Source organism: Streptomyces sp. NBC_00080, assembly GCF_045041255.1.
Classification (GTDB): Bacteria; Actinomycetota; Actinomycetes; order Streptomycetales; family Streptomycetaceae; genus Streptomyces; species Streptomyces coriariae.
The window spans coordinates 1736060-1754520 of sequence record NZ_CP108235.1; the positions used below are offsets into that span (position 1 = coordinate 1736060).

Annotated in this window: 18 protein-coding genes, 2 tRNA genes and 1 pseudogene; 10 read left to right on the forward strand and 11 right to left on the reverse strand. The window is 73.0% G+C overall.

The window, feature by feature from the left end; translation table 11 throughout:
• Positions 1-36: 36 nt before the first annotated feature.
• Positions 37-1305 carry a CaiB/BaiF CoA-transferase family protein gene (locus OHU34_RS07750; RefSeq protein ID WP_142267088.1) on the reverse strand — a complete coding sequence of 423 codons (1269 nt, stop codon included), beginning with the start codon at positions 1303-1305 and terminating at the stop codon, positions 37-39.
• A gap of 186 nt (positions 1306-1491) precedes the next feature.
• Here OHU34_RS07750 and OHU34_RS07755 point away from each other — a divergent pair, with 186 nt between their 5' ends.
• Positions 1492-2664 carry a trans-acting enoyl reductase family protein gene (locus OHU34_RS07755; RefSeq protein WP_142267087.1) on the forward strand — a complete coding sequence of 391 codons (1173 nt, stop codon included), beginning with the start codon at positions 1492-1494 and terminating at the stop codon, positions 2662-2664.
• 25 nt (positions 2665-2689) lie between these two features.
• Here the strand turns inward: OHU34_RS07755 and mmpA are convergent, their stop codons facing one another.
• Positions 2690-2836, reverse strand: a complete 147-nt coding sequence (gene mmpA, locus OHU34_RS07760; RefSeq protein ID WP_020129438.1) for a morphogenic membrane protein MmpA — start codon at positions 2834-2836, stop codon at positions 2690-2692.
• A gap of 274 nt (positions 2837-3110) precedes the next feature.
• Between mmpA and OHU34_RS07765 the strand changes: the two genes are divergently transcribed.
• On the forward strand, positions 3111-3299 hold the full coding sequence (locus OHU34_RS07765; RefSeq protein ID WP_020129437.1) for a hypothetical protein: 189 nt from the start codon (positions 3111-3113) through the stop codon (positions 3297-3299).
• On the opposite strand, the gene OHU34_RS07770 is transcribed toward OHU34_RS07765, so the two are convergent.
• The 3 genes from OHU34_RS07770 to OHU34_RS07780 form a co-directional block, all read right to left on the reverse strand.
• Positions 3275-3970 (reverse strand): endonuclease V, encoded by a 696-nt coding sequence (locus tag OHU34_RS07770; RefSeq protein WP_405765512.1) that lies wholly within the window; start codon positions 3968-3970, stop codon positions 3275-3277. The genes OHU34_RS07765 and OHU34_RS07770 overlap by 25 nt on opposite strands.
• Before the next feature lie 61 nt (positions 3971-4031).
• On the reverse strand, positions 4032-4361 hold the full coding sequence (locus OHU34_RS07775; RefSeq protein WP_230194099.1) for a plasmid stabilization protein: 330 nt from the start codon (positions 4359-4361) through the stop codon (positions 4032-4034).
• A 50-nt stretch (positions 4362-4411) separates the two neighbouring features.
• Positions 4412-5521, reverse strand: a complete 1110-nt coding sequence (locus OHU34_RS07780; RefSeq protein WP_405765515.1) for a WD40/YVTN/BNR-like repeat-containing protein — start codon at positions 5519-5521, stop codon at positions 4412-4414.
• 224 nt (positions 5522-5745) lie between these two features.
• Here OHU34_RS07780 and OHU34_RS07785 point away from each other — a divergent pair, with 224 nt between their 5' ends.
• The 5 genes from OHU34_RS07785 (at position 5746) to OHU34_RS07805 (ending at position 11093) form a co-directional block, all read left to right on the forward strand.
• Positions 5746-6162, forward strand: a complete 417-nt coding sequence (locus OHU34_RS07785) for an SsgA family sporulation/cell division regulator (protein ID WP_142267084.1) — start codon at positions 5746-5748, stop codon at positions 6160-6162.
• A gap of 267 nt (positions 6163-6429) precedes the next feature.
• On the forward strand, positions 6430-8052 hold the full coding sequence (locus OHU34_RS07790; protein ID WP_405765518.1) for an ABC-F family ATP-binding cassette domain-containing protein: 1623 nt from the start codon (positions 6430-6432) through the stop codon (positions 8050-8052).
• Between the two features lie 138 nt (positions 8053-8190).
• On the forward strand, positions 8191-8967 hold the full coding sequence (gene ddaH, locus OHU34_RS07795) for a dimethylargininase (protein ID WP_142267082.1): 777 nt from the start codon (positions 8191-8193) through the stop codon (positions 8965-8967).
• A gap of 217 nt (positions 8968-9184) precedes the next feature.
• The gene (locus tag OHU34_RS07800; RefSeq protein WP_230194102.1) at positions 9185-10159 is read left to right on the forward strand and encodes an acyl-ACP desaturase; all 975 of its coding nucleotides are present in this window, start codon (positions 9185-9187) and stop codon (positions 10157-10159) included.
• Between the two features lie 91 nt (positions 10160-10250).
• A complete protein-coding gene (locus OHU34_RS07805; protein ID WP_200839861.1) occupies positions 10251-11093 on the forward strand; it encodes a hypothetical protein in 843 nt (280 codons plus the stop codon).
• A gap of 20 nt (positions 11094-11113) precedes the next feature.
• Here OHU34_RS07805 and OHU34_RS07810 read toward each other — a convergent pair.
• Positions 11114-11189: transfer RNA gene (locus OHU34_RS07810), tRNA-Trp, on the reverse strand.
• A gap of 98 nt (positions 11190-11287) precedes the next feature.
• Between OHU34_RS07810 and OHU34_RS07815 the strand changes: the two genes are divergently transcribed.
• Both OHU34_RS07815 and OHU34_RS07820 read left to right on the forward strand, forming a co-directional pair.
• The gene (locus tag OHU34_RS07815; protein WP_405765522.1) at positions 11288-12145 is read left to right on the forward strand and encodes a DUF2201 family putative metallopeptidase; all 858 of its coding nucleotides are present in this window, start codon (positions 11288-11290) and stop codon (positions 12143-12145) included.
• Positions 12055-12978, forward strand: a pseudogene (locus OHU34_RS07820) (AAA family ATPase); the annotation flags it as partial. The gene OHU34_RS07815 and the pseudogene OHU34_RS07820, both read left to right, overlap by 91 nt.
• 44 nt (positions 12979-13022) lie before the next feature.
• Here the strand turns inward: OHU34_RS07820 and OHU34_RS07825 are convergent.
• The 4 genes from OHU34_RS07825 to OHU34_RS07840 all read right to left on the reverse strand — a co-directional run bounded on the left by OHU34_RS07825 (position 13023) and on the right by OHU34_RS07840 (position 16191).
• A complete protein-coding gene (locus OHU34_RS07825; RefSeq protein WP_405765525.1) occupies positions 13023-14171 on the reverse strand; it encodes a ribonuclease inhibitor in 1149 nt (382 codons plus the stop codon).
• A gap of 143 nt (positions 14172-14314) precedes the next feature.
• Positions 14315-15679: an SDR family NAD(P)-dependent oxidoreductase gene (locus OHU34_RS07830; RefSeq protein WP_142267079.1), complete on the reverse strand. Its 1365-nt coding sequence runs from the start codon at positions 15677-15679 to the stop codon at positions 14315-14317.
• 44 nt (positions 15680-15723) lie between these two features.
• Positions 15724-15795 (reverse strand) — tRNA-Glu (locus OHU34_RS07835).
• Positions 15796-15945: 150 nt separating this feature from the next.
• Positions 15946-16191 carry a WhiB family transcriptional regulator gene (locus OHU34_RS07840; protein WP_020129424.1) on the reverse strand — a complete coding sequence of 82 codons (246 nt, stop codon included), beginning with the start codon at positions 16189-16191 and terminating at the stop codon, positions 15946-15948.
• A 307-nt stretch (positions 16192-16498) separates the two neighbouring features.
• Here OHU34_RS07840 and OHU34_RS07845 point away from each other — a divergent pair, with 307 nt between their 5' ends.
• Positions 16499-17290 (forward strand): VOC family protein, encoded by a 792-nt coding sequence (locus OHU34_RS07845; RefSeq protein WP_405765529.1) that lies wholly within the window; start codon positions 16499-16501, stop codon positions 17288-17290.
• A gap of 94 nt (positions 17291-17384) precedes the next feature.
• Here OHU34_RS07845 and OHU34_RS07850 read toward each other — a convergent pair whose 3' ends face one another.
• Positions 17385-18410: a LacI family DNA-binding transcriptional regulator gene (locus tag OHU34_RS07850; RefSeq protein ID WP_405765531.1), complete on the reverse strand. Its 1026-nt coding sequence runs from the start codon at positions 18408-18410 to the stop codon at positions 17385-17387.
• Between the last annotated feature and the right edge of the window lie 51 nt (positions 18411-18461).

Below are 18461 nucleotides of genomic sequence, written 5' to 3' on the forward strand. Positions count from 1 at the left end.
TAAGCCTTTCGGGAGGGTGGGCCGTGCGGGGCGGGGTCAGTCGCCCTGGTGCGGGAAGTCCTTCACAGGGGTCGTCGCAGTGGTCGTCACAGGGGTCGTCTCGGTGGTGGTCGCCGTGGTCGTCGCGTTCGCCTCCGCGGGGGTACCCGCCGCGGTCTCGGCGGGCGTCCTCACACGGTCCGTCACGAGCTCCGGTACGTCCCAGTCACGGGCCACCTCGCGCGTGTCGGCGCCCGGCCGCGCGGGCCCGGTGCGCACCGCCGTGGGCGTGGCGGAGAACCGGGGCGCGGGGGCCGGCTGGGTGATGCCGTCGTGGTCGGTGAAGGTGCCGCGGGCCGCGAGATGTGGGTGGCGCGGGGCCTCGCGCAGCGACAGCACGGGCGACACACACGCGTCGGAGCCCTCGAAACGGGCCGTCCACTCGTCCCGGGTGCGGGAGCGGAAGCGGGCGGCGACGGCCTCGCGCAGTTCGCCCCAGCGTGTCCAGTCCGTGCGGGCCTCGCGGAGGTCCTCGAGGCCGAGAAGGTCCACGAACGCGTCGTAGAACTGCGGTTCCAGGGCGCCGACGGCCATGTACCCGCCGTCGGCGGTCTCGTAGGTGCCGTAGTACGGGCAGCCGCCGTCGAGCAGGTTGGCGGCGCGCCGGTCCTGCCAGCCGCCGGCCGAGAGCATGCCGTGGATCATCGCGGAGAGGTGCGCGGTGCCGTCGACGATGGCCGCGTCGACGATCTGGCCGGTGCCGCTCATGCGCGCGTGGTGCAGGGCGGCGAGGACACCGACGACGAGGTAGAGGGAGCCTCCCGCGTAGTCCCCCAGCAGGTTGGCGGGGACGGGCGGCGGCCGGTCCGGGGTGCCGATCAGGCCGAGCGCGCCGGTGACGGCGATGTAGGAGACGTCGTGACCGGCGCGGTCGGCGAGCGGGCCGTCCTGGCCCCAGCCGGTCATCCGGCCGTAGACCAGACGGGGGTTGCGGGCGTGGCAGTCCCCGGGGCCGACGCCGAGGCGTTCGGCGACACCCGGCCGGTTGCCCTCGATGAGCACGTCGGCGCGCGCGGCGAGGTCGAGCACGCGCGCGGGGCCGTCCGGTGCCTTGAGGTCGACGATCACCGAGCGCTTGTTGCGGTTGGTGATGTCGTGGGCGGGATCGATGGCCAGAGCGGAACCGCCGGGGCGGTCCACGCGGACGACGTCGGCGCCGAGGTCGGCCAGCAGCATGCCCGCGAAGGGGCCGGGGCCGATCCCGGCGAGTTCCACCACGCGCACGCCCGCCAGCGGGCCGTGACCGGCCGTCCGTCCCGTCGTCATCCAGCCCCCTTGCTGTGACACAACCGATGTAACACCAGTGATGTTAAGAACGTGTTCCAGTGGGCACAAGAGGTGAGCGAGCAAGCGCTTAGACACTTTAGGGGCACCTGCCGTCGGTCTCCGCACTGCTCACGCTAGCCTCAGCCACCGACAGCGGCGCGGGCTGCGCAACGACGAAGGGGTGTCATGAGCAGGCTGAAAAGGTCGGACCGTCCGTACGACATCGTGCTCTTCGGGGCCACCGGCTTCGTGGGAACGCTCACCGCGGAGTACCTCGCCGCCCACGCGCCCGACGGTCTGCGCTGGGCGATCGCAGGCCGGGGCGGGGAGAAGCTGGAGCGGCTGCGCGAGCGGCTCGGCGGGGACGTCGGGGTGCTGCGGGCCGACGTCTCGGACCCGGCGTCCCTGCGCGCGCTCGCCGAGCAGGCGCGCGTGGTGGCCACGACGGTGGGTCCGTACGTGTCGTACGGCGAGGAACTCGTGGCGGCCTGCGCGGACACCGGCGCCGACTACCTCGACCTCACCGGCGAGCCGGAGTTCGTGGACCTGATGTACGTCCGGCACGACGCACGCGCGCGGGAGACGGGTGCGCGGCTGCTCCACGCGTGCGGCTTCGACTCCGTCCCGCACGACCTGGGCGTGTACTTCACCGTCCGGCAGCTTCCCGAGGGCGTGCCCCTGACCGTGGACGGCTTCGTGTCCGTGGACGCCACCTTCTCGGGCGGCACCTTCGCCTCCGCGCTGGGCCAGTTCGCGCGCGGCCGGCAGATGCTGGCCGCCGCGCGGGAGCGCGGCCGGCACGAACCGCGGCTGATGGGCCGTCGGGCCGCCGCGCCGGTGGGCCCGCCCCGGTTCGCCCCGGAGGTAGGCGCCTGGGCACTGCCGCTGCCGACCATCGACCCGCAGATCGTGCTGCGGTCGGCGAGGGCGCTGCCGCGGTACGGGCCCGACTTCCGCTACCGGCACTACGCGGCCGTACGACGGCTGCCCGTCGCCGTGGGCGGGGTCGCGGCGGTCGGCACGCTCGCCGCGGCGGCCCAGCTGCCGCCCGCCCGGCGCTGGTTGTCGGACCGGCTCAAGCCCGGGGAGGGGCCCAGCGCGCAGAAGCGGGCGCGGAGTTGGTTCTCGGTGCGGTTCGTCGGCGAGGGCGGCGGGCGCCGGGTGTGCACCGAGGTGGCGGGCGGCGATCCCGGCTACGACGAGACGGCGAAGATGTTCGCCGAGGCGGCGCTGGCCCTGGCCTGCGACGACCTCCCGCCGACGGCGGGGCAGGTGACGACGGCCGTGGCGATGGGCGACGCGCTGACCGGACGGTTGACCCGGGCGGGTGTCCGCTTCCGCGTCGCGTCCCGCCGCTGACCGTCCCCGTGCCGGGTCCCCGGCCTCAGACCGGCCACTGCACCAGCGTGTAGATCATGCCCGCGATCCAGCCGACACCCGCCAGGACGGCGAGGATCAGCGCGGCGTTCACGGCACGCTCGACGGGCCGGTTCGGGTCGGCCAGGGGCTTGGGGGCACGGTGCGTGGTCATGGGCCCAGCCTGCCGAGCGGAGCACGGGCCGCACATCCGTACGGGTACTCAGACGACGTACTCGGACACGTACGCAGACGACGTACTCGGCCCGCGCACCCGGGCGGCCCGCCCGGACGTCCGCGGGTGCCCGGCCGCTCGCCCCGCGCCCGTACCCCGATTGGGGACTTTTCGCGCCGCTCCCCCGGTGCCGCAGGGCGCATCGGCCGCCAAGTGCCAACAAGCACTTCAATGAAACGATGGAAGTGACTGATCGGCACGGAAGGGGAGCTGTATGAAGTTCGTTCTCGAAGTCACCGTGGACGAGGGCGCGTCGGCCCAGGACCCGGTGGGTGAGCTGAGCCGCATCCTGCGCTACTGGGGTGGCAACCTGAAGCACTACGCCCTGGAGGCCGGGGACGGGTCGGCGGTCTACGACTCCGCCCACCAGGAGGTCGGTCAGTGGCGGGTGGTCGCCTCCTGAAGGGCCCGCCGGCACAGTGCGTCGGCCCTCCGGGTCGTTTCCGGGAGGCGGAACTGCGGGGTGAGGGCGAGGGTGTGGGCGCAGGCGTCGTCCAGGGTGACGCGGTGGCCGACGGACACGAAGACCGGCTTGACACCCGCCCTCGTGCGCAGCGCACGACCCACCTCGTCGTCGCCCGCCAGCAGCGGGGACGCCGATCCGCGCGGGGCGTCGGGATCGTCGTACCTGAAGGTGAAGGGGTTCTTGGCGACGCCGACGGTGGGCAGGCCGGTGAGGACGCCCAGGTGGCTGGCGAGGCCGAAGCGGCGCGGGTGGGCCAGGCCGTAGCCGTCGCAGACGACCAGGCCGGGCGGCCGGCGCAGAGCCTCCAGCGCGGCGAGCACGGTGGGGATCTCGCGGAAGGCGAGCAGGCCGGGCACGTACGGGAAGGAGATCCGCCCGACGGCGGTGGCCTCGGCGACGACGTCGAGGCTCGCCGCGTCCAGCACGACGGCCGCCGCCGCGACGACGTCCCGCTCGTCGTCGTAGGCGACGTCGACACCCGTCACGTACCCCGTGCCCGGCGGCGGACCCGGTTCGTCGAGCACCACGCGGGCCCGCAGCTCGTCCTGGACGGCGCGGGCCGCTTCCTCGGTCGCGGGCCAGCCCGCCGGAATCTCTACGGTCGTCATCGTGGGGACGAGCGTACGACTCCCGGGGACGGACCCGCGATCGTGTTCCGCCGCCGACGCGTCAGTTCTTGTCGCCGAGCGCGCGTTGCAACTGGCTCTTGTTCATGTCCGAACGGCCCTTGACGCCCCGTCGCCTGGCCTCCTCGTAGAGCTGGTCGTACGTGGGTCCCTGGGAGCCCTTGCCGGAGCGCTGGCCGCCCCGCTTGCCGGACGACATGTCCTGGGTGGAGGTGCGACTCGCGGTCTTGGACTCTCCGGACCGGGCGCGTTCCTTGTTGACCGTCCGGGCGGCGATCTCCTTCGCGCGTCCGGCGCTCTCGCCCCGTTCCTGCGCGCTCTCCTTGATGTGCTCGTACTGGCGCTCCCGCTTGGGGCCGGAACCGCGTGGCATGGGCGCTCACTCCTTTCGCGTTCGCACCCACCGGGTACCCCGGAAGCGGCTCAGTTCTCCAGGCGAGCCACGCGCCCCTTCTCGCCGGCGGCCCAGCAGCCGAGATCGGCGGTGCAGTCCACGGTGTCGTACGAGCCCGTGTCGAGCGTGCGCCAGGTCCGGCCGGCGTCGGTGGTCAGGTCGGTGCCGGTGGGTCCTACGGCGAGGGCGGCGGAGCGGCTGTGCGGGAGCCAGGCGACGCCGGAGCGGTAGGCGGGCGGGGGTGTGCCGGCCGGTCGCCAGGTGCGGCCCGCGTCGCCGGTCGCGGCGGCCGCCCGCGGGGAGGGCTGGTCGGCGCGGTAGTCGCCGCCGACGGCGAGGCCGTGGGTGCGGTCGCGGAAGGCGATGGCGAAGACCCCGCGCGCGGGGTCCCCTGCGGGGATCGGGGTGTCGGCGGCCGTCCACGTCAGTCCGCGGTCGGAGGAGTGCAGCACGCGCGCGCGTGCGGCCCCGCCGGTGGCCAGCCAGACGTCCTTCGTCCCGGAGGCGACCAGACACTGGCCGCCGGCCGCGAAGCCCGCCTCGCCGTCCAGGGCGGCCGGCATGCCGTCGTTCGGCAGCACCTTCCAGGAGCGGCCGCCGTCGCCGGTGGACAGGATGCGGAACTTTCCGTCCACCGGGTCGCTCATGGCGAGGCCGTGACGGCGGTCGAAGAAGGTCAGGCAGTCGTAGAAGGCGTGGGCGTCGGTGTTGCGGAAGGACTCCGTCCAGGTCGTCCCGCCGTCCTCGGTGCGGTACACCCGCGACGCCTCGCCCTCGCCGATGGCGAGCACCACCGCGCGGCGCGCGTCGAAGGCCTCGACGTCCCGGAACTGGAGGTCTGCGGCGCCGGGCGGCGAGACGTTTCGCCAGCTCGCGCCGCCGTCGGTGGTGCGCAGGACGGTGCCCTGGGTGCCGGACACCCAGGCGGTGTGCCGGTCGACCGCGGCGAGGCCCCGGAACCGTACGGAGGCCGTGCCGGTGTCCTTGAGGTCCCAGTGCGGCGCCGCGGTCCCCGGTGTGTGCGCCTGGGCGGGCAGGGCGGTCAGGAGGGCCAGTGCCGCCCCGCAGGCCGCCGCCGCCACCCGGCCGCTCCCCCGTGCCGTACGAACCGTGCGTCGCGTCTTCCCCAAGCGCCTCATGGCGGGCGAAGCTAGCCCACGGCTTTCGGTCGCGTCCAGATGCCCGCGACCGCCTCAACCGCCGCACGAGGCGCGGGAGGAGAGGTGAGTCACTCGTGTGCATGAAAGACGGTGACCGAGGTCACTCGCAAAGGGTGTGCACGGATCGGCCGCTTCCGGCGTCTCTTCCAGTGTCCGGACGCACCGCCCGGAAGATCGTCCCGCCGTCACGAGGGAGCAAGGCGTTGTCCACCGTCATCGAGCAGTCCGTAGAGGCACGTCTGGTCGCCGCCGCACCCCGGATGCAGACCATCCCCGCCACCCTGTCCTACGACCGGCGGGACCCCTTCGCCGTCCGCATGACCTTCCCGGCTCCGGCCACCCTGGAGGGCGTCGAGGTCTGCTGGACCTTCGCCCGTGACCTGCTCGCCGCGGGTGTGCACGACGCCGAGGGCCACGGCGACGTCCGGGTGCGGCCCTACGGGTACGGCCGCACCGTGCTGGAGTTCCACGCGCCCGAGGGCACCGCCGTCGTGCACGTCCACACGGCGGAGATCCGTGACTTCCTGCAGGCCACCAGCGAGCTGGTGCCCGCCGGCACGGAGTACCGGCAGCTCGACCTCGACCACGACCTGGCGGAGCTGATGCGCGACGCCTGTTAATCCGTTGACAGCCCTTCCGGGCCCTCCTACCGTTGAGAACGGTTCTGTTGCCGTCGATAGGAGAAGGACGTTGCTCGTCTGAGGTCATGAGACACCGCGCCACACCTCTGGAGTGTGTGCGCCGCGTGCGACCTCGGCCTTCGAGCCGTCCTTGCGGAGCAGGACTTCCTTCATGTCTCCGTGCTCCCCCGCTGCCGCGGGTGGTCGCCGCTTTCCGGTGTCTCGACACGTGTCGCCCTGACCGCACACGCAACCACGAGGCCCGCCTTGACTCACTCCGTCACCTGTACCTCCCTCGCCTTCTCCTGGCCGGACGGCACCCCCGTCTTCGACGGGCTCGACGTCGCCTTCGGCCCCGGCCGGACCGGACTCGTCGGCGTCAACGGCTCCGGCAAGTCGACCCTGCTGAAGCTGATCGCCGGGGAACTCGCCCCCTCCGACGGCACGGTGCGCCGCGCCGGCGAGGTCGGACACCTTCCGCAGAACGTCACCCTCGACACCACGCTCAAGGTCGACGCGGCGCTCGGCATCGCCCCGCAGCGCGCCGCGCTGCACGCCATCGAGGCCGGTGACGCCTCCGAACGCCACTTCGAGACCCTCGGCGACGACTGGGACGTCGAGGAGCGCGCGCTGGCCACCCTCGGCGAACTCGGGCTCGGCCACATCGATCTCGACCGCACCATCGGCGAGGTGTCGGGCGGCGAGTCGGTCCTGCTGCGGCTGGCCGCGCTGCTGCTGCGCCGGCCCGACGTCCTGCTGCTGGACGAGCCGACCAACAACCTCGACCTGTACGCCCGGCGGCGGCTGTACGCGGCGGTCACCTCCTGGCCGGGCGTACTGATCGTGGTCAGCCACGACCGCGAGCTGCTCGACCTCGTCGACCAGATCGCCGACCTGCGCTCCGGCGGGGTCACCTGGTACGGCGGCAACTTCTCCGCCTACGAGGAGGCCCTGGCCACCGAGCAGGAGGCCGCCGAGCGCATGGTGCGCGTCGCGGAGGCCGACCTGAAGAAACAGAAGCGCGAACTGGTCGACGCCCAGGTCACGCTGGCCCGCCGCAAGCGGTACGGGCAGAAGATGTCCGACCAGAAGCGCGAACCGAAGATCGTGATGGGGGCGCGCAAGCGCGCGGCGCAGGAGTCGGCGGGCAAGTACCGGATCATGCACGAGGAGAAGCTCGCCAAGGCCAAGGAGCGTCTCGACGACGCGGTGGAGGCCGTACGGGACGACGACGAGATCCGCGTCGAACTGCCGTACACGGCCGTGCCGCCGGGGCGCGAGGTCCTGCTGCTCCAGGACCTCCGGCTCGCGTACGGCGCGCGCGTGGACGGTGGTTTCGACCTGCGCGGTCCGGAGCGGGTCGCGCTGGTCGGGCGCAACGGCGCGGGCAAGACGACGCTGCTGCGCACCATCGCCGGGGAGCTGGCGCCGGAGGCGGGCGAGGCACACGCGCACGTGCCGCTGCGTTTCCTGCCCCAGCGCCTCGACATCCTCGACGGCGAGCTCACGGTCGCCGAGAACGTGGCCCGGTTCGCGCCGGGCGCCACCAACAACCGGGTCCGGGCCCGGCTGGCCCGCTTCCTGTTCCGGGGCGCCCGCGCCGATCAGAAGGCGGCCACGCTGTCCGGCGGGGAACGCTTCCGGGCGAGCCTGGCGGCCCTGATGCTGGCCGAGCCTGCACCCCAGCTGCTCATGCTGGACGAGCCGACCAACAACCTCGACATGGCGAGCGTGCGCCAGCTCACCACCGCCCTGGAGTCCTACGAGGGCGCGCTGATCGTGGCCAGCCACGACCTGCCGTTCCTGGAGTCCCTCGGCATCACCCGCTGGCTGCTGCTGGACGGGGAGCTGCGGGAGACGACGGCGGCGGAGGTGGCGGATCCGGCCTAGGCCGGACGTCCTCGCATGGTCTCAGGAGGAGCACATTGTTACTGCGGGGTTTTGTCCTGGTGGCCCCGCCCTGCATGATGGCTGACCGGCGCCGCGTCCGAGGCGCCGGTCTGTGCCACCCGATTCGGAGACCTGGACGTGCCCAGCAAGAAGGCCCTCATCCGCCGCCCCAGCCCGCGCCTCGCCGAAGGCCTGGTGACGCACGTCGAGCGGGAGAAGGTCGACGTGGAGCTCGCCCTGGAGCAGTGGGAGGCGTACGCCGAGGCCCTGCGGGCGCACGGCTGGGAGACCGTCGAGGTCGACCCGGCCGACGACTGCCCGGACTCCGTGTTCGTCGAGGACACGGTGGTGATGTACAGGAACGTCGCCCTGATCGCGCGCTCCGGCGCCGAGTCCCGGCGCGACGAGACCCTCGGGGTCGAGGAGGCCGTGGCCCGCCTGGGCTGCTCGGTGAACTGGATCTGGGAGCCGGGCACCCTGGACGGCGGTGACGTGCTCAAGGTCGGCGACACGATCTACGTCGGCCGGGGCGGCCGTACCAACGCGGCCGGCGTCCAGCAGGTGCGCGCCGCCTTCGAGCCGCTGGGCGCGCGGGTCGTGGCCGTACCGGTGAGCAAGGTGCTGCACCTGAAGTCGGCGGTCACGGCGCTGCCCGACGGCACGGTGATCGGTCACATCCCCAAGGTGGACCGGCCGTCGCTGTTCCCGCGCTTCCTGTCGGTGCCCGAGGAGGCCGGCTCGCACGTGGTGCTGCTCGGCGGCCCGCACGTGCTCATCTCGGCCGCCGCGCCGAAGACGGCGGACCTGCTCGCCGATCTCGGTCACGAGCCGGTCGTCGTCGACATCGGCGAGTTCGAGAAACTCGAGGGATGTGTGACATGCCTCTCGGTGCGGCTGCGTGAGTTGTACGCCTGAGCGGGTGATCCCGTCACCCTTTCAGCCCTGGGACCTGCGGTTCCCGGGGCTGTTCGACATGCCCCGATCTACTTGACGCAACGCGGCTGATCAGGGATGTTTACGCTGTTCTTAACCTACGGTTTCGTAACCTACGGATACGTAGCCTACGATTCCGCAAGTTCCGGCCTCGCTCGCCGGAGTGTTCCACTCCGCTTCACGTCCCCCTGGAGTTCTCGTGACGATCACCTCCCCGCACCTCGGTAGCCCCGCCGTCTGGACCGACGCCAAGCTGCTGCACGCGCTGGAGGAAGTGGTCGAGAACGAACTCAACCGGCATCTGAAGGTCACCAAGGACTGGATGCCCCACGAGTACGTGCCGTGGAGCGACGGCCGCAACTTCCCCGGCTTCTTCGAGGACGGCGAGGCCTGGGAGAAGGGGCAGTCCAAGGTCACCGAGATCGGCCGGATCGCGCTCGTCGTGAACCTGCTCACCGAGGACAACCTGCCCAGCTACCACCACGAGATCGCCTCGCTCTTCGGCCGCGACGGCGCCTGGGGCACCTGGGTGCACCGCTGGACGGCCGAGGAGGGCCGGCACGGCATCGTGATGCGCGACTACCTGCTCGCCTCGCGCGCGGTGGACCCGGACAAGCTGGAGCAGTTCCGCATGTCCCACATGAGCGAGGGCTTCGAGTCCGACAACCGGCACTCGATGCTGCACTCGGTCGCCTACGTCGCCTTCCAGGAGCTGGCGACCCGCGTCTCCCACCGCAACACCGGCCACCAGTCCGGGGACCCGGTCTGCGACCGCATGCTGGCGCGCATCGCGACCGACGAGAACCTGCACATGGTCTTCTACCGCAACCTGCTGAAGGCCGCGTTCGAGCTGGCCCCCGATCTGACCATGCAGGCCGTGCGCGACGTCCTCGTCAACTTCCGCATGCCCGGCCACGGCATGCCCGGCTTCGAGCGGTTCGCCGCGCAGATGGCGATCGGCGAGGTGTACAACCTGCGCATCCACCACGACGACGTCATCCAGCCCGTGCTGCGCTTCCTGAAGGTCATGGAGGTCGACGGTCTCGGCCCCGAGGGCCAGAAGGCGCAGGAGGAGATCGGCCTGTACATGGGCGGCCTCGACTCTGAGGCGTCCAAGTTCGACGAGAAGCTGGCGGCGCGCAAGGCGCGGATGGCGGCGCGCGCGGCCGGCTGACCCGCCCCACCCCCACTGGTCGCGTCGACGGCTCGCACAGGGAATCGATTTCCCGGTGCGGGCCGTTCGCGACCTGCGGCATCATGCCGCCATGGGTGACAGCGACACGGTCCAGCAGGCGGTCGGCTTCCTGCTCGGACTGACCGACGAGGACACCGCCGACCGGATCCGCGCGCGGATCGGTCTGCCCCCGGCCACCACGGAGAACGCGGCCACGCTCCAGCGCAGCCTGAACCGCGCGTGGACCTGGCCCACCGCGCCCGCCTCGGTGGTGCTCTGGGTCCTGGAGCAGGACGACCCCGCGCTGAACTCCATCGTGTGGCGCTTCGTCGGCAACGACCTCGGTCTGCGCCGGGCCCTCGCCCGCGGGGTGCCGTTCGGCCCCGGGCGCACGAAGCCCCTGTCGGTGCGCTCGATCCACGAGCGGCAGGAGCCCGACGTCCCCGAGAGCTACGTCCGGCACGGCCTCGTCGGCGCGCTGCGCAGGGCGGACTCCATGCCCTCCGCCCGCGCGGCCGCCTCCATGGTGCTGACCCGCGACGACTGGGAGACGGTCGGCGCGGCCCACGACGAGCTGGCGCTGCCCGGTTACCCGCGCTGGGCGCTGTCGGTGCGCCCGGACTGCCCGCCCGCGCTGCGCGCCCGGTTCGGCTCGCACCCCAAGTTCACCCACCGGCTGCGGCAGGCGGGCGTACTCGACGGCCCGGCCCAGTACGCGACCGCCCACGGTCCGGCCTCCCGGGTCCTGGAGGTGCTGTCCCTGGGCCATGTCATGTTCCCGGCCCGGGTCCGCGACGCCGAGGACGCCCTGCGCCCGCTCGTGCGGGACCACCTGGGCGGGCGCGAGGAGGCCTGGGCGGTGCTGGCGCAGCTCATCGGCACGTTCCACGGGACGACGCCGGAGCTCGTCGTGACGGCGGGCGCCATCGCCTGAGGCACCGGGTGTGGAAGGGGGGCGGGGCGGCTGGATTCGAACCAGCGTGATCCAGTTTTGGAGACCGGTGCGGCTGCCTCTGCGCTACGACCCCGCCCTTGCCCCAGAGCGTAATGCCTTGGCCCGTTGTCGGTGGGGCCTGGTACCAATGAGGCACTGGGGGAAGCGCGCAAAAAGGGCACGGGGGGCTCGACATGGGGTACGGGGAGCGGGGGCGGCGACGTCCGCCCGTGGTCGACCTGGCCGACCGCAGGGCACTGGAGGCGTACCGCCCGGCGGACCCCGAGGTGGTCGCCCGGGCCCGGCGGCTGAAGGAGGCCGCGCTGCTGGACTTCGGGCTGACCGAGTCGGCGGTGGCGTCCTGGCTGTACACCAAGTGCCATCACCAGATCCCGACGACGGCGGTGGACACGGCGGCCGTGGTCGCCTCCGGCGACGGCACCTGCCTGCTGCTGTACAACCCGGACTTCTTCGTCGGACTGGGCCTGGACGGCGTCAAGTTCGTCCTCTTCCACGAGGCCCGGCACCTCGTGCACCGGCATCTCCTCGCCGAGCCGGAGCTGCGCGAGGATCCGGTGTTCGAGCTGGCCGCCGAGGTGTCCATCAACCATGTGGCACTGGTGCGGCTGGGCCGCGAGGAACTGCCCCTGCTGAACGGCCGCCCGACCGGCGTCGACCCGCGCCGGGTGCACGCCCTGTACGTCGAGGACCTGACGGCCCACGGGCTGGAGCCGGTGTCGTACGAGACGTTCACGCGGACCGACACCCGCGTGTACGGCGAGCTGAAGCGCATGCGTCACCCGCCCGTGCCCGAGGAGCGGCTGTGCGTGCACCTGGTGGCAGGCGCGGTCCCCGCCGATCAGGAGACCGTCGACGCGGTGACGTCCTCCGCCCTGCTCAATTCGCTGCTGGCGGCCCGGCGCGGGCACGCGGGCGCCGAGCGTGAGCTGCTCGACCTCATGGGCCGCACGGGTGCGGCAAGACGGAACTGGTGCGCGAGACGGTCCGCGCGGGGCTGGGGCGGGACGCCCTGTACTTCTCGCTGCCGGTGACCAACGTCGAGGACCTCTGCGCGCCCGTACCGTCGCCGGACGGCACGCTGGACAACCTCCTCGCGGCGAAGTTCACCGGCGCCGAGCCCAAGGCGATCGTGTGGGACGAGTACAACCGGCCCAAGGACAAGGCCGCGTTCGCCAAGCTGATGGAGATCACCCAGGAGTGGTCGCTGGCGGGGAAGCGGATCGAGAACCTGCGGGCCCAGATAGCCGTGCAGAATCCGCCGTACCACCTGGGCCGCAAGCTGCTGGTGTCCCGCAACAACATCGCGCAGGCGACCCGGTTCACGGCTTCCCTGGAGGTGTCGCCCGAGGACATCCCGGCCAACGAGTGGCTGCTGGCACGCTACGGGGCGGATGCCGAGACGGTGCTGGAGTGGTGGAAGCACGACATCGACGAGGAGGGCCGCGCCTGGATCACCAAGCGCACCCTGGAGCGGCTGATCAAGCTGCACCGGCGCGGGCTGCCGCTGGAGATGGCCACGGTCTACCTCGGCGACGGCGAGTACGCGCCGGTACCGCTGACCGCGTTGATCGACCGCCTGAAGGGACGCCCCGTGACGGGCCTGCGCGAGTTGGCCCGGGACGCGGACGCGTGGGAGGCCCGGCTGCGCCGCGCCGCCGCCCGCTCCGACGAGGGCGGCGACGACAGCGACGTCGTCCACCAGATCCTCGCCAACGCGGAGTTGTCCCAACTGCGCAGGCATCACACCGTGGTGGCCCGCCTGGTCACGCATCTGCCGGCCAAACTGCGGGCGACGTACCTGGTGGGCGCGTCCGAGCAGCAACAGAAGTTCTGGATGGGGGTGTTCACGGGGATGCGGCGCTGAACCGGCGGGACGGACCGGGTGGACCGGGACCCGGCGGACGGGCCTCAGTCCACCGCGGGTGCCTCCGGCGCCGCCGTGCGGTGCACGCTGCGTACGGCAGCCACGTCGGGCGGGACGGCCGGGGGCGGGACATGGGCGCTGAGGGCCGCCAGGCGGCGTTTGACGGTGGCGGCGACGCCCCGGCCCAGGACGAAGCGGGTGGCGGTGGCCGCGCGGGGCGCGTGGTCGAGGATGCGGTGGGCCTCACGGCTGCGCAGGCCCGTGTGGCGCAGGACGAGGTGGGCGAGGCGGTGCTCGCCGGCCGCCAGCGTCCGCCCCATGCTCTCGGCGGCCGCCAGGTCCAGCCGGTTGTCCGCCGCACCGAGCACGGCCGCCGCCCGGACCCGGCCGAGGTCCAGCAGGGTGACACCGGCGACGGTGGCCGCGCCGACCAGCCGGGCCGCGGCAGAGGGTCCGATGCCGTTGCTGGCCACCGAGAACCGGGTGAGCCGTCCGTACGGCGCCCGCTCCAGGGCGTCGGCGAGCCGGAGCGCGCCCGTGTCGCCCAACCGGGCGGCGGACACGTACAGTTCGTCGATCGCCCCGGCGGCGACCACCGCCGCGAGCGCCTGAGCGCCCGCCTCTCCCAGCGGGTTGCCGCCGACGAACAGCCGCTCGACCCGCCGTCCGTTGCCCGCGGCGGCCAGCAGCGCGTCGGCGAGTACGGTGACGCCCGCCGCGTCGAGTCCGGTCTGCACGAGGTCGAGCGTGCGCAACGTCCGGGCGGACTGCACGAGTTCGGCCGCCGCCCGGCCACCGCCCCGGCCCAGCGGGTTGCGTTTGAGCCACACCCCCGTGACCACCTGGGGGGAGGCGCGCAGTTGGTCGGCGATACGGCAGGCGCCGCCCGCGGTGATGCCGTTGCACCCCAGGTAGAGCGTCTCGACCGGCGCCCTCGTGGCGGCCACGGTGGCGGCGCCCTCGTCCCCGAGGGCATCGGTACCGAGGAGCAGATGCCGTACGGGCGAGGGCCCGTCGGCCAGGGCCCTGGCGACCAGGGCCGCGCCGTCGGCCCCCAGTCCCTGCTTGCACAGGTCGAGCCGCCCGTCGGGCAGCGCGGTGCCCGCGGCGAAGTCCAGCCGCTCGCCCGCCGGGCGTCCGGCCCGCAGCCAGTCGAGCAGCGGGGCGAGATCGGCGAGGGGGCGGGGCACCACGTGGGGCACTCCGGCGAAGCCGAGCGACCCCGGCTCCGACCCCGACCCCGACCCCGACCCCGGCTCCGGCTCCGACCTCTGTCCCTGCCCCTGCCCCTGCCTCGACCCCGGCTCGGCACGCGGCCCCGTCGCGTTCTCCTCACTCACCACTGTGCCTCCCGGTAGTCCTTGAGGAACACGCCCGACACCGGGTGGCCGGCCTCGCCGCGCACGATCGGGTCGTACACGCGGGCCGCGCCGTCCACGACGTCCAGCGGGGTACGGAAGCCCGCGCCCGCCATCCGGGCCTTCTTCGGCGCCGGGTTCTCGTCGGTGATCCAGCCGGTGTCGACGGCGCACATGTGCACACCCTGCTCGGCGAGCGCGGCCGCGCTGGTGCGGGTGAGCATGTTGAGGGCGGCCTTGGCCATGTTGGTGTGCGGATGCCCCGGCATCTTGTTGCGCACCGCGAACCGGCCCTCGACGGCCGTCACGTTGACCACGTACCGGCGCGGATGCGGCGAGGCCAGCAGCAGCGGCAGCAGCCGGTCGCAGAGCAGCGCGGGCGCGAGGGCGTTGACGAGCTGGGTCTCCAGCACCTCGGCCGGGTCGAGCGCACCCAGCCGGGCCGACCAGGAGTTCTCCGGGGAGGGGTCGGGCAGCAGTCCGGCCTCGTCGGCCTCCCGCAGGGCCGCGGGCAACGCGGAGACCGAGCCGCCGAGTCCCTCCAGCATCCGCATCGGGGTGAACCCGGGCGCCCGGCGCGTCCCCTCGGGCAGCGCGTCACGCTCTCCGGCGGCCAGCAGGGCGTAGGACTCCGGCGGACGACGCACGGTCTGCGCCGCGTTGTTGACGAGGATGTCGAGCGGTTCGCCCTCCCGGCGCAGTTCCTCGCACAGGCCCAGCACCTGGCGCGGGTCGCGCAGGTCGACGGCGACGACGGTGAGCCGGTCCAGCCACCGCGCGCTGCCGGGCTCGGCGCGGAACCGGCGGACGGTGTCGTGCGGGAAACGGGAGGTGACGACGGTCTGCGCGCCGTCCCGCAGCATCATCAGCGCCAGCTGGAAGCCGATCTTCACCCGGCCGCCGGTGAGCAGGACACGGCGCCCGCTCAGGTCGGTGCTCAGCGAGCGGCGGGCCTCGTTGTCCGCGGCGCAGGCGGGGCAGAGCCGGTGGTAGAAGGTGTCGACCTCCCGATAGGCCGACTTGCAGACGTAGCAGCTGCGCGGCCGGTGGAAACGCCCTCCGCGTCCGGCGGCCGGCAGGGGCGCGTCCTCGCGCCGGTCCAGGGCCCCGGTCGCGGTCGCCGCCATCGCCGCCGCGTCGGCGGCCGCCACCTCGGCGCTTCGCTCCTTGCGCCGTCGCAGCCGTCCGTCCCGCGCGAAGGACGCGGCGACCTGCTCGGCCCGCAGCCGTACGGGATCGTCGACGGGCAGCGCCCGCAGCCTGCCCACGACGTCGTGGAAGGCGGCCAGCTCCGCCTCGGTGACCGCCGGGCCGAACGCCGCCCCTGCGCTGTCCTCGCCCATCCGTCGCCGTCCCGCCCCGTCCCCGCCCCGTGCTCGTCGTACCGTGGTCCCGACCGGATTCGAACCGGCGTATCCACCCTGAGAAGGTGGCGAGTCTGCCTCTGCTCTACGGGACCGCGCACGCATCCGGACGACCGGATGCGAACCGGCGTGATGCGCCTGCGCGTTGTGCCTGCGCCTGGCGCCGCGTCCGGACACGCCCCCGGATCCTAACCGCACCCCCGCGACGCGGTCACTCGGATTCGGGGCCGCCGCGACCGCGCGGTTCAGCGTGCCGTGCGCCTCAGGTTCAGGCGCTCCTTCTCGGACATGCCGCCCCAGACGCCGAAGCGCTCATCGTTGTCCAGGGCGTACTCGAGGCAGGCGGAACGCATCTCGCACATGCCGCAGATGCGCTTGGCCTCCCGCACCGAACTGCCGGGTTCGGGGAAGAAGAACTCCGCCCCGGTCTGTGCGCACAGCGCCTCGCGCTGCCAGCCGAGGTCGGGTGTCGGAATCGTGTCGGTATACATGGCCAGGATCGTGCCCGGCGGCGAAAAACGTTCGATCAACGCCGGATATACGCGACTCCCGAGGCCCCCGGCCGCCCGATGATGCTCCTGCCGCCCACCCCTGCGCACGGCGGCGCGCGGTGCACCCGGCACACTCTCGGCACGCCGGACGAAGGCACGACGCACGCCCGTGACACCTCGCGCCCGTTCATCACCTTCCGTGACCGGGCGTCGAAGCCGCGCCGGTGGTCGTGCTCCGGCAGCGATTGTCAGTGGGCGGTGCGAGACTCGGCAGTGCAGAGAACGGGACCCCTTCGAGGAGGGCACGATGCTCACCACCCGTTTCGTCAACGGCGCTCCGAACTGGATCGATGTCGGCACGTCCGACATCGAAGGCGCCACCTCCTTCTACGGCGCTCTCTTCGACTGGCGCTTCCGGTCGGCGGGACCCGACGCCGGTGGTTACGGCTTCTTCCAGCTGGACGGGAAGACCGTGGCGGGCGCCATGCAGACCGCGCAGGGCCAGGGCCCGCCCTCGTGGACGGTCTACTTCCGGACACAAGACGCGCAGGCCACGGCGCAGGTCGCCGAGCAGAAGCACGGCACGGTCCTCTTCGCGCCGATGGACGTGATGGGCCGGGGCACGATGGCGGTCCTCGCCGACCAGGCGGGCGTGCCGTTCGGACTCTGGCAGCCGGGACAGACCGTGGGCGTGGACGTGGCGAACGAACCCGGCGCGCTGTGCTGGGTCGAGCTGTACACCCCGGACGTCGCCGCGGCGGCCGCCTTCTACAACGCGACGCTGGGCCTGGAGACCTCGGCCGCCCCCTTCCCCGGCGGCACCTACACCTGCGTCAATCCGTCCGGGGCCGGGGAGGAGGCGATGTTCGGCGGGATCGTGCCGCTGGCCGACGACCCCACGGAGGCCGAGACCGGCGCGTACTGGCTGCCGTACTTCGAGGTCGCCGACGCGGACGCGGTCGCGGACAAGGCGGAGAAGCTGGGCGGCAGGGTGCGGATGCCCGCCACGGACGTCGAGGGCGTCGGCCGCATCGCCAAGCTCGCCGACCCCTACGGGGCGCGCTTCGCCGTGATCAAGAGCGTGCCGCAGGAGATGTGAGGCGGCCCGGAAGAGCACGGGGCCGGGACGGGCCGGGCTGGGTCGGGCCTGCGAGGACCGAGCAGGCCGCATGCGAGCGGGGCGGTGGCCCCGGTCAGGCCGAGGCTCGGCGCACCAGAGTGGTCGGCAGGACCACACCGCCCGGTGCCTCCTCGGGGACGCGCCGGTCGAGGCGGCGCAGCAGCAGACGGGCCATGATCCGGCCCATCTCCTCGATGTCCTGACGGACCGTCGTCAACGGCGGGTCGCTCTGTTCGGCGACGGGCAGCATGTCGTCGAAGCCGACCACGGCGACGTCCTCGGGCACCCGCCGCCCGCGTTCGCGCAGGACCCGCAGGGCGCCCGAGGCGGCGAGGTCGTTGGCGGCGAACACGGCGTCCAGGTCCGGACACTGGTCGAGGAGTTCCCGCATGGCGCGCTCGGCGCCGCCGGGGGTGAAGTCGCTCTCGACGACGAGCCGCGGGTCGTCCTCGCCCATGACCTCCCGGTATCCGTCGAGCCGGTCCGCCGCGGAGGTCTGGTCGAGGGGGCCGGTGATGTGCGCGATGCGGGTGCGGCCGAGCCCGGCCAGCAGGCGTACGGCCTCGCGGGCACCGCCGCGGTTGTCGCTGTCGACGTAGACCACGTCCCGTGTGCCGTCGCTCCAGCCGGGACGGCCGCCGAACACCGTCGGGACGCCGGCGCCCTGGATCAGCCCGGGGAGCGGGTCGTCGAGGTGCAGCGAGAAGACCAGGGCCCCGTCCACGTGACCGCCCGCGAGGTAGCGGGCGACCCGGGCGTGATCGTCACGGCCCTCGGTGAGCAGCAGCACCAACTGGTTGTCGTGGGCCGTCAGTTCCTTGCTGATGCCGCGGAGCTGGAGCGCGAAGAAGGGGTCGGCGAAGACCCGGGTCTCCGGTTCGGCGATGACCACGGCGATCGCGTCGTGGCGCTTCGTGACCAGGCTGCGGGCCGCCTGGTTGGGGACGTACCCGAGCTCCTCCACGGCCCGCCGGACCCGCTCGACGAGCGGCTCGCGGACCCCGTCCCCGCCGTTGACGACGCGCGACACGGTCGCCCGGGAGACCCCGGCCCGTGCGGCCACGGCCTCCAGCGTGGGACGCGACGCTGTCTCGGTCACTTCGGGGCTCCTCCTGGCCGGCTGCGGCTCAGGATAACTCCGGGGGACGGC

Excerpts from the sequence above, each read along its gene's own strand:
- OHU34_RS07750 (WP_142267088.1), bottom strand. The coding sequence starts at position 1,305 with ATGACGACGGGACGGACGGCCGGTCACGGCCCGCTGGCGGGCGTGCGC.
- OHU34_RS07755 (WP_142267087.1), top strand. The coding sequence starts at position 1,492 with ATGAGCAGGCTGAAAAGGTCGGACCGTCCGTACGACATCGTGCTCTTC.
- mmpA (WP_020129438.1), bottom strand. The coding sequence starts at position 2,836 with ATGACCACGCACCGTGCCCCCAAGCCCCTGGCCGACCCGAACCGGCCC.
- OHU34_RS07765 (WP_020129437.1), top strand. The coding sequence starts at position 3,111 with ATGAAGTTCGTTCTCGAAGTCACCGTGGACGAGGGCGCGTCGGCCCAG.
- OHU34_RS07770 (WP_405765512.1), bottom strand. The coding sequence starts at position 3,970 with ATGACGACCGTAGAGATTCCGGCGGGCTGGCCCGCGACCGAGGAAGCG.
- OHU34_RS07775 (WP_230194099.1), bottom strand. The coding sequence starts at position 4,361 with ATGCCACGCGGTTCCGGCCCCAAGCGGGAGCGCCAGTACGAGCACATC.
- OHU34_RS07780 (WP_405765515.1), bottom strand. The coding sequence starts at position 5,521 with ATGAGGCGCTTGGGGAAGACGCGACGCACGGTTCGTACGGCACGGGGG.
- OHU34_RS07805 (WP_200839861.1), top strand. The coding sequence starts at position 10,251 with ATGGGTGACAGCGACACGGTCCAGCAGGCGGTCGGCTTCCTGCTCGGA.
- OHU34_RS07815 (WP_405765522.1), top strand. The coding sequence starts at position 11,288 with ATGGGGTACGGGGAGCGGGGGCGGCGACGTCCGCCCGTGGTCGACCTG.
- OHU34_RS07830 (WP_142267079.1), bottom strand. The coding sequence starts at position 15,679 with ATGGGCGAGGACAGCGCAGGGGCGGCGTTCGGCCCGGCGGTCACCGAG.
- OHU34_RS07840 (WP_020129424.1), bottom strand. The coding sequence starts at position 16,191 with ATGTATACCGACACGATTCCGACACCCGACCTCGGCTGGCAGCGCGAG.
- OHU34_RS07845 (WP_405765529.1), top strand. The coding sequence starts at position 16,499 with ATGCTCACCACCCGTTTCGTCAACGGCGCTCCGAACTGGATCGATGTC.